At 73.2% G+C, this 14,202-nt stretch carries 14 protein-coding genes; 8 read left to right on the plus strand and 6 right to left on the minus strand.

The genetic code is table 11. The features are described from left to right. Window positions 1-197: 197 nt before the first annotated feature. Together LZG04_RS09760 and metG are read left to right on the plus strand one after the other, a co-directional pair. Window positions 198-1,745: an alpha/beta hydrolase gene (locus tag LZG04_RS09760; protein WP_233815474.1), complete on the plus strand. Its 1,548-nt coding sequence runs from the start codon at window positions 198-200 to the stop codon at window positions 1,743-1,745. Between the two features lie 196 nt (window positions 1,746-1,941). Beyond that, complete coding sequence (gene metG / locus LZG04_RS09765) at window positions 1,942-3,435, plus strand: methionine--tRNA ligase (protein WP_233815477.1); 1,494 nt, start codon at window positions 1,942-1,944, stop codon at window positions 3,433-3,435. Between the two features lie 3 nt (window positions 3,436-3,438). Here the strand turns inward: metG and LZG04_RS09770 are convergent, their stop codons facing one another. Then, on the minus strand, window positions 3,439-4,239 hold the full coding sequence (locus LZG04_RS09770; protein WP_233815479.1) for a hypothetical protein: 801 nt from the start codon (window positions 4,237-4,239) through the stop codon (window positions 3,439-3,441). Window positions 4,240-4,331: 92 nt separating this feature from the next. Then, complete coding sequence (locus LZG04_RS09775) at window positions 4,332-5,813, minus strand: chitinase (protein WP_233815481.1); 1,482 nt, start codon at window positions 5,811-5,813, stop codon at window positions 4,332-4,334. Between the two features lie 140 nt (window positions 5,814-5,953). Here LZG04_RS09775 and LZG04_RS09780 point away from each other — a divergent pair, with 140 nt between their 5' ends. The 6 genes from LZG04_RS09780 to LZG04_RS09805 all read left to right on the plus strand — a co-directional run bounded on the left by LZG04_RS09780 (window position 5,954) and on the right by LZG04_RS09805 (window position 11,967). After that, complete coding sequence (locus LZG04_RS09780; RefSeq protein WP_308199025.1) at window positions 5,954-6,142, plus strand: DUF3072 domain-containing protein; 189 nt, start codon at window positions 5,954-5,956, stop codon at window positions 6,140-6,142. A gap of 198 nt (window positions 6,143-6,340) precedes the next feature. After that, on the plus strand, window positions 6,341-8,809 hold the full coding sequence (locus tag LZG04_RS09785; RefSeq protein ID WP_233815483.1) for an ABC transporter permease: 2,469 nt from the start codon (window positions 6,341-6,343) through the stop codon (window positions 8,807-8,809). Then, entirely contained in the window at window positions 8,802-9,467 is a 666-nt protein-coding gene (locus LZG04_RS09790) for an ABC transporter ATP-binding protein (protein WP_233815485.1), read from the plus strand. The genes LZG04_RS09785 and LZG04_RS09790 overlap by 8 nt, the downstream gene beginning before the upstream one ends. Further along, a complete protein-coding gene (locus tag LZG04_RS09795) occupies window positions 9,464-10,108 on the plus strand; it encodes an ABC transporter ATP-binding protein (protein WP_233815487.1) in 645 nt (214 codons plus the stop codon). The genes LZG04_RS09790 and LZG04_RS09795 overlap by 4 nt, the downstream gene beginning before the upstream one ends. Window positions 10,109-10,114: 6 nt before the next feature. After that, the gene (locus tag LZG04_RS09800; protein ID WP_233815490.1) at window positions 10,115-11,158 is read left to right on the plus strand and encodes a GDSL-type esterase/lipase family protein; all 1,044 of its coding nucleotides are present in this window, start codon (window positions 10,115-10,117) and stop codon (window positions 11,156-11,158) included. Then, window positions 11,158-11,967, plus strand: a complete 810-nt coding sequence (locus LZG04_RS09805) for a GNAT family N-acetyltransferase (protein WP_233815493.1) — start codon at window positions 11,158-11,160, stop codon at window positions 11,965-11,967. The genes LZG04_RS09800 and LZG04_RS09805 overlap by 1 nt, the downstream gene beginning before the upstream one ends. Here LZG04_RS09805 and LZG04_RS09810 read toward each other — a convergent pair. Genes LZG04_RS09810 through LZG04_RS09825 form a run of 4 tightly spaced genes read right to left on the minus strand, consistent with a single transcriptional unit; the run spans window position 11,933 to window position 14,197 of the window. Then, window positions 11,933-12,568 carry a histone deacetylase gene (locus LZG04_RS09810; RefSeq protein ID WP_233815495.1) on the minus strand — a complete coding sequence of 212 codons (636 nt, stop codon included), beginning with the start codon at window positions 12,566-12,568 and terminating at the stop codon, window positions 11,933-11,935. The genes LZG04_RS09805 and LZG04_RS09810 overlap by 35 nt on opposite strands. 7 nt (window positions 12,569-12,575) lie before the next feature. Then, entirely contained in the window at window positions 12,576-12,827 is a 252-nt protein-coding gene (locus tag LZG04_RS09815; protein WP_233815497.1) for a hypothetical protein, read from the minus strand. Between the two features lie 7 nt (window positions 12,828-12,834). Continuing rightward, entirely contained in the window at window positions 12,835-13,416 is a 582-nt protein-coding gene (locus tag LZG04_RS09820; protein ID WP_233815498.1) for a GNAT family N-acetyltransferase, read from the minus strand. 10 nt (window positions 13,417-13,426) lie between these two features. After that, on the minus strand, window positions 13,427-14,197 hold the full coding sequence (locus tag LZG04_RS09825) for a bifunctional 2-polyprenyl-6-hydroxyphenol methylase/3-demethylubiquinol 3-O-methyltransferase UbiG (RefSeq protein ID WP_233815499.1): 771 nt from the start codon (window positions 14,195-14,197) through the stop codon (window positions 13,427-13,429). Window positions 14,198-14,202 lie beyond the last annotated feature (5 nt).

A 14,202-nucleotide genomic window follows, 5' to 3' on the forward strand; every position in this document is an offset into this window, starting at 1 on the left:
CACGGGATTTTCGATGTTTGAAGGAACGCCACACCACAAGCGAGGGAACGGTCACCCACAATTGCCACACGCACGGTCGGTCACTCACGAATACCGCAGCGGGCGGTTTGCCTGACCCGATTGCGGGACGCACGCGATGACGCCGCGCGAACCCCGGTCGACGCACTTGGATGGAGGTGACCGGAAAGGGGATCGCCATGGCGACAGGCATCAGGCCAGGTGGACGGCGCAAGCCGTGGACCGGGAAGTGGAGGACCGCGGTGGCGACCGCGGTCGTGGCGGTGTCCTGCGTCGTGGCCGTGCCCCGGGCGACGGCGTCACCGTCGTCGCTGTCGGAGTTCACGCCGTGTGCGGAAACCCCGCAGGCGTGGTGCGCGACGCTGACCGTCCCACAGCGGTGGGACGCGCCCGACGCGACGAGGTCGCTCCACCTCACCGTGGTGAAGTGGAAGGCGACCGCCACCGGCGCGGCGCACAAGGGAGTGCTGCTGGTCGACGAGGGCGGCCCGAACGGCGGGTCGGCCGACAGCCTGCGCAGCGGGTGGTACGAGCACTTCACCGCACCGGTGCGGGCGGCTTTCGACATCGTCGCGGTGAACCAGCGGGAGAGCGCGGTCCACTGCGAACCCCCTCAGGTGAGCAACACCCTGCCGCTGGCCCCGGACCCGGCCACCTTCGACGACTCCGTCAAGGAAAACGCCCGCTACGCCGAGAGCTGCCGTCCCGAGACCCTGTGGACGATCGACTCGCTCGACCGCGCCCGCGACCTCGACGCGCTCCGCCGAGGGCTGGGCGTCGACCGGGTGAGCTACTACGGCGTCTCCTACGGGACCGTCGCCGGCCAGGCGCTCGCGGAGCTGCACCCCACGACCGTCCGGTCCGTGGTGCTCGACAGCCCGCAGTACCCGAGGCTGGGCACCGCGGACTACCTCGTCAGCGCCGCGGCGGGCATCGAGGACATCGCGCACGGGTTCGCGGGCTGGTGCCAGGCGCACCGGGCGACACCGCCGGGCCAGGGGTCGTGCCGCACGCTCGTCCGGGCGATCGGGGCGGGCGGCCGGATCACCGCCCGACGCGTGCTGACCCACCTGCGGAACCTGCGGTCGTGGGCCGAAGCGGGGACGTTGTACGGCATCAACGGCGAACCCGTGAGCCCTGACGACCTGACGGACCTGTTCTCCACGATGCACCTGAGCAAGGACGATCCCCAGTTCCTGGAGGGACGGGCGGACGAGCTGGCGCAGTGGCGGCCGCGCCGCCGGGAGGCCACCGCACCCCGTGCCGTCGACGGCCTCGTCCAGGACACCCAGACGCTGTTGCGCTGCAACGACTTCTTCGACCGGACCATCACCACGTACGAGCAGTGGCAGGACCTCTGGCAGCGCAGCCAGGACGTCGCGCCTCTCGTGCGGACGTCCAGCGCGCACTGGACGTGGATGCGGGCGTGCCTGGGCACCGACCTCGGCCGGTGGCGTCCCGAGCCGTTCCCCTCGGAAGTGCCGCTGCTGGTCACCGCGATGCGTTACGACAGCCCCACGCCCCACGGCTGGGCACGACAGCTCGCGACCGACGCGGGCGCTCCCCTGGTCACCTACAACGGGTTCGGGCACGGTGCTTACGACGCCAAGCTCGCGCACACGGCGGGCCGCGAGTGCGTGGCCCGGCCGGTGGAGGAGTTCCTCGTCGACGGTGTCGTGCCGGCCGACACCCGGTGCCAAGGGGCGACGGCGGTACCCGGCGCGTGAGCGGGATCCGTGCGCGACGACCGAAAACCAGGCGCGGTGCGCGTGGTGGCGCTGCTAGCGTCACCGCCATGTCCTCGTCGTCCCCGGTCATGTCGCCCCGCCACGCGGGGCCGCCGACGTTGCGCGGATGACGAGTCCGAGGCCCCCGTCCCTGGGGGTCTCCGCCGGCCGGGAACCCCCGCACCTGGAGGTTCCGATGCCCCGCTACTACGTGACCACCGCCATCCCGTACGTGAACTCGCGGCCGCACCTGGGTTTCGCGCTGGAGGTCGTGCAGGCGGACGTGCTGGCCCGCCACCACCGCCTGCGCGGCGACCGGGTGCGGTTCCTCACCGGCACCGACGACAACTCGCTGAAGAACGTGCTGGCGGCGCGGGCGGAAGGGCTGTCGACCGGCGAGCTGGTCGACCGCAACGCGGCGGCGTTCGCGGCGTTGCGCGACCCGCTGGCGTTGTCGTTCACCGACTTCATCCGCACCAGCCGCGACGCCAGGCACCGCACCGGCGTCGAACGGCTCTGGCGGGCGTGCGCGCACGACTTCTACCGCGCGCACTACGAGGGCCTGTACTGCGTGGGCTGCGAGCAGTTCTACGCCCCGGCCGAGCTGGTGGACGGCACGTGCCCCGAGCACGGCGTCGAGCCGCAACCGGTGGCCGAGGAGAACTGGTTCTTCCGGCTCTCCCGCCACACCGACCGGCTGCGCGAGCTGATCGCGGACGGCACGGTCCGGATCGAGCCCGCGGTCCGCCGCAACGAGGTGCTGGCCCTGCTCGACGCGGGGCTGCCGGACTTCTCCGTCTCGCGGTCCCGCGACCGCGCGCACGGCTGGGGCATCCCCGTGCCGGGTGACCCCGACCAGGTCGTCTACGTGTGGTGGGACGCGCTGGGCAACTACATCTCCAGCCTGGGCTACGGCGAGGGCGGCTCGAACTACCGCCGCTGGTGGGTGGAGGGCGACCGGCGCGTGCACGTGATCGGCAAGGGCGTGGTCCGCTTCCACGCCGTGTACTGGCTGGCGATGCTGCTGTCCGCGGGCGAGCCGCTGCCCACCGACATCCTGGTGCACGACTACCTGACCACCGACGGCCGCAAGATCAGCAAGTCGGCCGGGGCCGTGGTCGACCCGGTGGCGTTGAGCGACCGGTACGGCTCGGACGCGGTGCGGTGGTGGCTGCTGCGGGACGTGCCGCGCGTCGGTGACGCGGACTTCACCGAGGCCCGCCTGGTCGCCCGCGCGAACGAGGACCTCGCCAACGGCCTGGGCAACCTGGTCAACCGCGTCACGACCATCGCGCACCGCTACCGCGAGGGCAAGCCGCGGCCGGCCGCGCCGGACGCCGACGCCGAACCGCTGACGGTGGCGTGCCGCGAAGCGCCGGACCTGGTGCACGCCGCCGTGACCGACTTCGACTTCCGGCGCGCGACGGCGGCCGTGTGGCGGATCGTGGAGGAGGCCAACCGGTACGTGGACCGGGTGCGGCCGTGGGAGCTGGCCCGTGCCGAGCGCGACGGGGACACCGCGGCTGCCGCACGCCTGGACGCGGCCATCGGCGCGCTGCTGGCCGCGTGCCGGGTGCTGGCCCGCGAGCTGACGCCGTTCGTGCCGGCGCTGGCCGCGCGGGTGTCCGAGCAGTGCGTCACGCTGTCGGGCGAACTCCCCCGGCCGCGGCCGCTGTTCCCCCGGTTGTGAGGATCAGTCGGGCAGGCCGGCGGCGAGCCCCAGCCACAGCAGGTGGACGACGCCGAGCACCGCGGTGGCGAGGACCGCGACGGCGGCCTGCCCGAGCCGTTCGCGCGGGCGGCCGCCCGCCGGTCCCGCGGCCACGTGCTGCCAGAACGCCATCAGCCCGGCGGGCACCAGCAGGGCGACCGCGACGACGAGCGTGGTGGCCTCGACCCGGGCCGACACCAGCACGGTGCTCACGATCGCGAGGGCCCAGGAGGACACACCGGTGATCACGGTCCGCCGCAACCGGTCGCCGTCCTCCAGCCTCGGTCCTCGGTACAGGGCGAACGCGGCCGACCCGGCGACCAGGGCGAGCACCAGGCCGCCGAGGAGCAGCGCCCGTTCCCACCACAGGTCGAGCGCGTCACGCCACCACGGCGTGCTCGGCGCTTCGCTCGCCGGGACGTCGAGCGAGCTCACCCGGACCCACGGGGACGCGGGGCCGTACTGGGTGACGCGGTCGCAGCGCAGCCGTCGGCCGTCGTAGGTCGCCGAGCAGGAGCCGGAGGTGGGCCCGGCCGCGAGGTCGGCCTCCACGGTCAGCGGCCGGCCGGCGACGGGCACGGTGCAGGTGACCAGGAGGTCGGTCGAGGCGCAGTCGAAACCTTCCACGACCGAGAACAGCGGTGTGTCGACCCGGTGGAGCGTGCCGGTCACCCCGGCCGGCGCGACCGGCGCGAGCACGACGGCGAACAGGAGCAGGACGACCGGCACGGACTGCGGGAGCAGGCGCAGCGGGCCGACGCCGAGCCGGGTGCTGGTGGTCAAGGTCCACCTCCCTCACCCCGCGGATCGGCCGCGCGCCGCCGGCCGTTAGCCGCCGGACCCGTCGGGCGCGCGCCCGACGGGTCCGGCCGCGCTCACCTGGGCAGGTAGGCGCGGTGGGAACGGGAGAACTCGAAGTTGTTGTAACGGTCCCAGTTCACCGACCACGTCATCAGCCCGCGCAGGTTCGGGTACACGCCCCTGGGCTGGTAGCTCCCGCAGTTCGCGCCCTTCATCAGGCAGTCCAGCGCCTTCTGCACCTCGGCGACGGAGGTGAAGCCGTTGCCCGCGTTGACGCTGGCCGGCAGGCCGATGGCCACCTGGTCCGGCCGCAGGCCCGGGAACACCTTCGTCGCGTCACCGCGCACCGGGAACCCGGCCAGCACCATGTCGGCCATGGAGACGTGGAAATCACTGCCGCCCATGAAGTGGTACTGGTTGTCCAGCCCCATGATCGGGCCGGAGTTGTAGTGCTGGACGTGCAGCAGGGTCAGGTCGTCGCGCAACGCGTGGATCACCGGCAGGTACGCGCCCGCGCGCGGGTCCGCGCCGCTGCCGCCGCCGTAGTGCTGGTAGCCCACCTGGACGAAGAACGTCTCCGGGGCCATGGTGAGCACGAACTTCGCGCCGTAACGCGCCTTCAGCGTCTTCAACGCCTGGATCAGGTTGACGATCACCGGCGTGGTCGGCGCGCGGAAGTCGGTGTCGCCCGCGTTGAGCGACAGCGAGTGGCCCTCGAAGTCGACGTCGAGGCCGTCGAGCCCGTACTTGTCGATGATCGCCGAGGCGGAGCGGACGAACGCGTCGCGCGCGGCCGCGGTGGACAGCTGCACCTGGCCGTTCGCGCCGCCGATCGAGATGAGCACCTTCTTGCCCTTGGACTGCTTGTCCCGGATGCCCGCGATGAACTCGGCCTCGGACTCGACGTTCGGGCACTCGGCGACGGGGCACTGGGCGAAGCGGAGGTCGCCGGAGGTGGCGGAGGTGGGTTCGGCGAAGGACAGGTTGATGATGTCCCAGTCGTCGGAGACGTCCTTCATCCGGATGTAGCCCGAGCCGTTGGCGAAGCTCGCGTGCAGGTAGCCGACCAGCACCCGCTTGGGCAACCCGGTGACCGGCGGTGTCGTGGTGGTGGTGGTCGTCGTCGTAGTGGTGGTCGTCGTGGTGGTGGTGATGGGTGAGCCCGCGCACGACGCGCCGTTGATCTTGCAGTTGGCCGGGCTCGCGGTGCCCGAGGCGTTGAAGCCGAACGTCACGGTCGCACCGGGCGCGACGGTGCCGTTGTACTCGCGGTGGGTGAACGAGTGGTGACCTGACGAGTTGGTCTGCAACGCGTCCCAGTAGGCCCCGACGGTCGTCCCGGCGGGCAGGTCGAACTCGACCTTCCACCCCGAGATGGCCGCGCTGGTCTCGTTCTTGATCGAGAACTGCGCCGTGTAGCCGGTGTCCCAGCTCGACGTCTTGGTGAACGTGGCGGTGACCGACGCGGCGTAGGCCGGCGTGAAGCCGACCACCGCCGCTGCCACCACCAGCGCCGCGACCGCCGCCACCCGGGCGAACAGGACTCTTCGCGACATGCGTCTCCTCCCAGCGGTGGCGGCCTCCAGGTGGGAGAATTGGACTAGACCACCACGGGGATGTCAAGACCTCGTCGAAGGTGGTTGACCGAACGGCCCAGCGGGTACCTCGAACGGGCGTTCGAGGGAAGGAGAGGCACGTGGACCGCAATCCGGAGAAGGACCCGCGGGACTGGACGACCGGCGACGAGCCGATGACCGGGCCCCAGGAGTCCTACCTGCGCACGTTGGCGCAGGAGGCGGGTGAAGAGGTGCCGGACGGGCTGACCAAGGTGGAGGCGTCACAGCTGATCGACCGCTTGCAGGAGAAGACCGGGCGCGGCCGGTGACCCCGGCGCGGCACGCCGTCGCGGGCGTGCCGCGCCCGGCCGGGGCCCGAACGGCTCCCCCGACCGGAGCAGGGCCCGGTGTCCGGTTTCGACGGGCGACATCGGACAACGGGACGCGTTGTCCGGACGTTGTCCGGAGGATGAACGGCGTTCACGAAAAGTCTCCTGTGTGGAGTGATCGCCGGTTACCGTTCGCTGGTGCAGATCCCGTGGCGAGCCGCCCCGCGCGCGGCCCTGTCGAGCCCGCTGACGTTGCTGGTCAGCGTGGTCACCGCGTTGTTGCTGAGCTTCGTGGTGGCCGCCGCCGTCCTGCACTCGGCCGCGTCGGGCAGCGCGGCCATCGCCTACCAGCAGGACCAGCTGTGCACGGAGGCGCTGCACCCGTCGCTGGAGTCCACCGTCGGCGTCCCGCACGAGTACGTCGCCCAGGGCGTCCGGGAGCTCACCGACGCGATGCCGGGCGAGCGGATGCTGATCGGCATGTACACCCGGGAGAAGCGGGCGGACTTCGGCGGTGCGCAGACCTACGCGAAGTTCGGCTACCGACCCGGCGCGATGGACCACCTGACCGTGCTCCAAGGCGGCGGCAAGGACGGCCTGTGGGTGCCGCAGAGCATCGCCGTCACCACGGACCTGCGCCTGGGCGAGCGAGGCATGGGCGGTCGGCTGCCACCGGTCACGGCCGTCTACGCCGACGTGATCGACCCGCTGCCCGAGTGGTGGTGCTCGGAACGCCACTTCGTGGTGCCCAACGTGCTCGACCGGGACGAGCTGGCCAGCGCGGTGGTGTGGATGCCCAGCGCCGAGTCGTTCTACGACCTGCCGCCCGAGGTCGCCGGCCCCACCGATGTGACCGTGCGCTTCCCCGCCGACGTGCCGCGCACGGTCGACGAGGCCCAGGCCCTGCTCACCGAGGGCACCGCGCGCATCGCGCCGATCGCGGACGGCTTCAACCGCACGATCTCGCCGCTGGTCCTGCCGGTGGAGAACGCCCGGCAGACCGTGGTCAACGTGCGGTCGGCGGTGCTGCCGCTGACGCTGATCAGCCTGCTCATCGGCCTGGCGGGCGTGGCCACGGTGACCGCGCAGTGGGCCCAGCGCCGCCGGCCGGAGCTGCGGCTGCTGTGGGTGCGCGGCGCGGGACCGCTCGCCCTGGGCGGGCGTGGCGTGCTGGAGCTGGGCCTGCCGCTGGTGGTCGGCGGCGCGCTCGGGCTGGGCGCGGCCCGGCTGCTGCTGCCCGCGTACGCGCCGTCGGAGCTGCTGCCGCCGGGCACCGTGACGACCGCGGCACTGGCGGTGGTCGTGGTGGTGGTGGCGCTGAGCCTCGTGGTCACGTTCGCCACCGCGGCGCTGCGCACGCACCGCGAGTTCCAGGTCGCGGGCCGCGGCAACCGGCTGCGCGCCGTGCTGACCGCGCTGCCGTGGGAGCTGGCCACCGCCGCAATCGCGGTGTGGGCGTGGAACCGGGTGGAGCACAGCGGCCTGGCCACCATGACGAAGATCGGCGGCCTGCCGCGCATCGACGCCGCCGCGCTGGCGTTCCCCCTGCTGGTCGTGCTCACCGCGGCGCTGCTGACGGCCAGGCTCACGAAGTGGGCGCTGGCCGCCTCGCACCGGGTGAGCCTGTGGTCCAAGCCCGCCGCCCAACTGGCGATCCGGCGGCTCGCGGCGGGCGCCGGCCCGGTGACCGGCGTGCTGCTGGTGGGCGTGCTGGCGGTCGGCACGATGGCGGTCGGCACGGCCGTCGCGGGGTCGCAGAAGACCGCGCTGGAGGTGAAGTCCGGCATGTACACGGGCGCGAACACCTACGCCCAGATCGGGCCGGACGTCACCGAGCTGCCGGAGCCGTTGCGCGGCAACTCCACCATCGTGGGCTTCGTCAAGCAGTACGACCGCACGGCGCTGGTGGTGGACCCGAAGACGTTCCGCGACGGCGCGTTCCCGGTCGACATCGACCCGGCGCTGCTGGACGAGCCGCTGCGGGTGGGCTCCGCGCCACGGCGCCAGGTCCAGCTGCCGGGGCTGCCGCCGCTGGAGCCGACCGCGTGGGTGCCGTCGTTCCCGAAGCTGGGCACGTCCGGCTGGGTGGTGCCGGTCGACCGGATCTCCGACCGCGACGACGTCGGCTCCTGGTACGTGTGGTCGAGCAAGCCGTTGCGCGAGGTGACCGAGGCCCTGTCGGCGGCCGGCGTGAAGATGTCGCGCAACGCCGACGAGAAGGAGAAGGCGGTGCAGGGCCTGCCGTTCCTGACGATCCAGTGGACGTTCGGGTTCGTCACGGCGCTGGGCGCGGTGCTCGCGGTGGTGGCGTCGATCGCGCTGCTGCTGGCGGTGGAGGTGCGGCGGCGGCAGAACGCGCTGTCCGGCGCGTTCAGCGCCCGGATGGGCCTGGGGCCAGCCGCGATGCTGCGCAGCCACCTGCTCGAACTGGGCGCCGTGGCGGCCGGTGCGGTGCTCGTCGGCCTGGCCGCGAGCGCGGTGAGCAGCGGCGTCACCGTCCCGAAGCTGGACCCCGCGCCACGCCTGACCCCGACTCCGGAGGTGCCCGACCTGCTGCCGCTGCTGCTGACGACGGCGGTGGGCGGCGTGCTGGTGGTGCTGGGGGCGGCGTGGATCGCGGTGCGCTCGGTGCGCTCGGCGAAGATCGGAGAGCTGATCCGTGGGTGAGCACGTGTTGCGGCTGCGCGAGGTGGGCGTGGACTACCGCACGCCCGCCGGCGTGGTGACCGCGGTGTCGGACGTGAGTTTGGACGTGCCCGCGACGGGCCTGACCGTCCTGGCCGGACCGTCCGGGTCGGGCAAGTCCACGTTGCTGCGGGTGTCGAGCCTGGTGGAACGCCCCACGCGCGGCGGGGTGGAGCTGCGCGGGATGGGCACGGCCCGGTTGTCGTCCGCGGCCCGGCGCGGGCTGCGGCGGCGCGACGTCGCGCTGGTGTTCCAGAACCCGGCGGACAACCTCATCGGTCACCTGGACGTGGGCGACAACCTTCGTGCGGCGGCGCAGGCGGCGGGCCGTGCCGTCGAGGTGGACGAGCTGTTGACGCGGCTCGGGCTGCCCGGCACGGCCTCGTGGAAGGTGTCGGCCATGTCGGGCGGGCAGCAGCAGCGGCTGGCGTTCGGCTGCGCGTTGGCCCGGCAGGCGTCGGTCGTGCTGGCCGACGAGCCGACGTCCCAGTTGGACACCTCGTCGGCGGACCTGGTGCTGGAGACGCTGTCCGAGCTGGCCCGGGCCGGCGTGCCGGTCGTGGTGGCCTCGCACGACCCGAGGCTGATCGCGTTGGCGGACACGAGGTTCGACCTGCGGAACGGGGCGCTGGTGGCATGACGGGGTTGCGGGCGAAGGGCATCGAGCGGACGTTCCGGCACGCGAGCGGGCCCGTGCACGTGCTGCGCGGGGTGGACCTGGAGGTGGCGCCGGGCGAGCTGGTGACGCTGTCCGGGCCGTCCGGGTCGGGCAAGAGCGCGTTGCTGGCCGTGCTGGCGGGGTTCGACCGGGCGGACGCGGGCGCGGTGGAGATGGCGGGCGAGGTGCTGACGTCACCGCCGTCGTGGCAGGTGTGCGCGTTGCTGCCGCAGGCGCTGGGCCTGGCCGGCGAGCTGACGCTGGCGGAGAACGTGGCGCTGCCGCTGCGGCTCGGCCGCACCGGCGGTTCGCTCGACCGGGCGACCGAGCTGCTGGAGGAGCTGGGCATCGGCGAGCTGGCGGGCCGGTACCCGGCCGAGGTGTCGTACGGGCAGCAGCAGCGCGCCGCGCTGGCACGGGCCGTGGTCGGCCGACCGGAGGTGCTGCTGGCCGACGAGCCGACCGCGCACCTGGACCAGCGCAGCGCGCCGGCGGCGGTGCGGGTGCTGCGGCGGGCGGCCGACGCGGGCTGCGCGGTGCTGGTCGCCACCCACCACGACGAGGTGCACCGGGCGGCGGACCGCACGCTGGTGCTCGGCGGTGGGCGGATCTCCGTAGGATAGGTGCCGATGTCGCGCCGATCCGTCTCCGTCGTCCTGGTGTTCCCGCTGCTCGCCCTGTTGCTGCTGGTCAGCGACTCGCCGTACCCGGCGTTGCCGGGCCCGAAGCGCGACGCGCCCCGCGCGATCGTGGCGTTGGGCGACAGCACGATGTCCGGCGAGGGCGCGGGGTCCTACGAGCCGGGCACCAACGGCGAGAACGACAACTGGTGCCACCGGTCGACCAAGGCGTCGGTGCACCACACCCGCGTGCCGGGCGTGGACAAGGTGTTCAACCTGGCGTGCTCGGGCGCGAACTCCGAGCAGGTCGGCATCACCGACCAGGTGCGCAACACCGAGGGGTCGCAGGCCAGGCAGTTGGCCGCGATCGCGCGCGAGTACCGGGTGTCGGTGGTCGTGGTGGCGGTGGGCGCGAACGACGACCCCCGGTTCGCCGACGTGCTGGGCGCGTGCCTGCGGGCGTGGATCGAGCGCCGCACCGACTGCGCCAAGGCCATGGCCGACGAGTGGAAGGCCCGCGTCGAGCGGATGACGCCGAAGGTGGAGCGCGCGCTGCGCGACGTCCGCCGGGTGTTGCAGGACGAGGGCTACACGCCCCGGTCGTACACGCTGGTGCTCCAGTCCTACGCCGCGCCGGTCGCGCCGGGGCTGCCGTTCGACCTGCAGAACCTGGCCGGGTGCCCGTTGCGCACGGGTGACCTGGAGTGGGTGCGGGACCAGGCGGTCGAGCAGCTGTCGGAGGGCCTGCGGACGGCGGCGAAGGCGGTGGAGGCGCGGTTCCTGGACCTGGCGAAGGCCGGTGAGAAGCGCGAGGCGTGCACGGGCGGGGACAAGATGGACCAGGAGTGGTTCACCCGGCTCACGGTCGACTTCGACGGCCTGCGGGACGAGGCGCGGGCCCGGCACGCGTTGCAGGAGTCGTTCCACCCCAACGACCGCGGCTACGAGCAGTTCGGCCGGTGCATGACGGAGTTCCTCGCCACGACGGCGCGTGAGGCGTCGTGCGTGGCCGGCGCGGACGGCAACCTCGACGCCGTGGTGGCGAAGGACTGATGGGCGGGATCGTCCGGGACGCCGACCCGTCGACCGCGACGGCGGCGCTGGCCGCGAGCAAGGCCGCGTTCGCCGAGCTGCTGGGCTCGCTGCCCGGGGCGTCGGCGCACGAGCGGCCGGGCGTGCGCTGGGTGGACACGGGGCTGCCCGACAGCGTGTTCAACGGCGTGCACGACGTGGCCGCCGAGGGGTTCGCCGACTCGGTGGCCCTGGTGCGGGCGCACTTCGCGGCGCGCGGGGTGCCGTTCCACTGGGAGACGGGCCTGCGCCCGGAGCCGCCCGACAGCGACGCGATCCTGACCGGTCACGGTCTGCGGCACGTCGAGGACGAGCCCGGCATGTGGCTGGACCTGACCCGGCCGCGCCCCGCGGCGCCGGCGGTCGCGGGGCTGTCGATCCGGCCGGTGGCGGACGACGAGGCGCTGCGCGACTGGGTGTGGACGTGGGGCTGCGGAGCACCGGACGAGGTGACCGAGCCCTGGTACCGCGCGTACTCGGCGCTGCCGCACGGACCGGGTACGGCGCTGCGCATGTTCGTCGGCTACCTGGGCGGACGTCCCGCCGTCACCGCGTACCTGTTCCTGGCGGCCGGGGTCGCCGCCGTGCACTACGTGGTGACCCGACCGGAGCACCGCCGCCTGGGCCTGGGCACGGCCATGACCGCCACCGTGCTGGACGAGGCCGTCGACGCGGGTCGCCGGGTCGCGGTGCTGACCGCCTCGCCGTCCGGCACCGGGATCTACCGACGCCTGGGCTTCCGCGAGTGCTGCCTGGTCAGGACCTACGAGTGGGGTCCACCGGCGGGCTGATCAGCGCCGCGATCCCGGCGGCGGTCCAGAACGGCGTGCCGCGGGCGAGGTAGTCGGCGATGCGCCCGACCGCCCAGCCGTGCGCCTCGGCGAGGCCCGTGGCGAGCATGGTCAGGTAGGCGGCCGAGGGCTTGGTGTGCTCGACGTCGGCGGCGCTCCACGGCGCGGTGAACGTCAGCGCCGGGTGGCCGTCGTGCTCGCCGAGGCGCAGCAGGGTCTCGTACCGGCCGGGCCCGAGGACGTGCCTGCCGTCGGCCAGGACGGCGGTCAGGTCGAGGTCGGCGCCGGGCTCGCGGTACATCTCCTGCGCGGCCACGTCGGCGAACTGCGCGGCGGTGACGAGGTAGGCGCGGGCGGCCGTCGTGCCGGGCAGGTCGGGGTCGTAGAACGCGCGGCCGCCCAGCCAGACCGGCGACTCGGTCGCGAAGTAGATCCCGCCGGGCACCTCGACCGCCCGTGCGGCCAGGGGCGGGCTGGTGTCGCGGCAGCCCGGGTAGCCCCTGGTCGCGCCGACGGGCGTGCCACCGGCGAGGTAGCAGGCGAACCGGTCGGCGCGCAGGTTCGACCCGTAGCCCACGTACCAGACCAACCGGCTCGTCACGGTCGGCTCACAGGCACAGGCGGCACGGGCGCGCGGTCGGGTGCTCGGCCTGCAACTCGGCGCGGGTGCCGACGAGCTTGACGTAGCTGCCGACCCAGGTGGCACCGCGGGCCGGCGTGCCGTTGATCGTGTGGCAGGAGGCGCGGTGGAGCATGAGGTTGTGCGGGTTCAGGCTGCGTTCGGCGTTGATGACGTACTGGTGCTGGTTGTCCGCCAGCCAGTGCTCGTAAGCGCCGCTGTCCTCCGTGAACCTCTGCATCGGGCCATCATGCGCCGCCGGGCCGCCACCGGCTGTCCGCCATCCGGTGCCACTCGTCCTCCAGGATCGCGTAGATCAACTCCTCGCCCCACGCGCCCTTGAAGACCTCGTTGTGCCGGAAGTGGGCTTCGCGGCGCATCCCGAGCCGTTCCATCACCCGCCACGACGGCTCGTTGAACGCGTCGCAGGACGCGACGATGCGGTGCAGGCCGAGGTGGGTGAAGCCGAGGTCGAGCATGGCGGCGGCGGCCTCGGTGGCGTAGCCGTGCCCGTGGTGGTCGGGGTGGAAGATGTAGCCGACCTCGCCCTGCCGGTGCGCCTCGCTCAGCCACTTGAGCACGGCTTCGCCGATGACCTGCCCGTCCTTCTCGACGGCGAGCGCGAGGTGGTCGCCTTCCTTCTCCGGCCAGGTCACCGACGCCTTGCGGGCGAGGCTCTCGGCGGTCTCCTCGGGGGTGCGGGCCTCGCCGTAGAGGTGGCGCACGACGTCCGGGCGCGACATCCACGAGTGCAGCACGGCGTGGTCGGCCGACGTGAACGGGCGCAGGGTCAGGCGTCGGGTCCGAACGGGGTAGTCGGGCTTGGTCACACCGGTCAATCTACGAAAGTCCCGGCCCGCCGTCGCCCGGGTTTCCGCGCCGGAAGACCAGGTGGAAGAAGCGGGCCGGCATCGGGTGGGGCATCCGGTCGGCCAGGGCGAGCTCCAACCGTTCCAGGTCGGCGAAGAACGCCGGGTCGTGCTTGCGGTCGTTGTCGGCGACGTACCCGGTGACCGCGTTGATGCCGTAGTGGCCCAGGAGCACGCAGCCGTCCAGCCACTCGACCACCTGGTCGGCCGTGTGCAGGGTGAGGGTGGTGTCGAAGGTCCGGGTCCGGGCCTGGTCGGTGTCCAACGCGGCCAGCGCGGCGGCCGGGTCGAGGTCCATGGTCGCCCGTCGCAGCGGCTCGGAGTGCCGGTTGAGCGCGATCACCGACAGCAGACCGCCCGGCGCGACCAGGGTGAGGGCCGTGCGCAGGGCCGACGCCGGGTCGGGCAGGTACTGGATGACGTTGTGCGCCAGCACCACGTCGAACGGGCCGCGCACCGGCAGGTCGGCCAGGTCCGCGTGCACCAGCCGGACCGGCAGGCCGGCCTCGGCGAACGCGTGCTCGGCGTCGGCGAGCATCTCGGCGGACCGGTCGACCACGGTCACCCGGTGGCCGGCGCGGACCGGCCGCAGCGCGTCCGCGCCGTCACCGCCCGCGAGGTCCAGCACGGTGGCCGGCGCGGGCGGCAGGTGGCGGGCCAGGTTGGCGTTCGCCTGGGTGTAGTGCAGCCGTCCCCACGGGGTCCGCTGCCACTCCCGCCACTGCCGCGTCGCGTCGTTCATCGGGC

This window comes from Saccharothrix sp. S26 (assembly GCF_021390395.1).
In the GTDB taxonomy this organism is placed as follows: domain Bacteria; phylum Actinomycetota; class Actinomycetes; order Mycobacteriales; family Pseudonocardiaceae; genus Actinosynnema.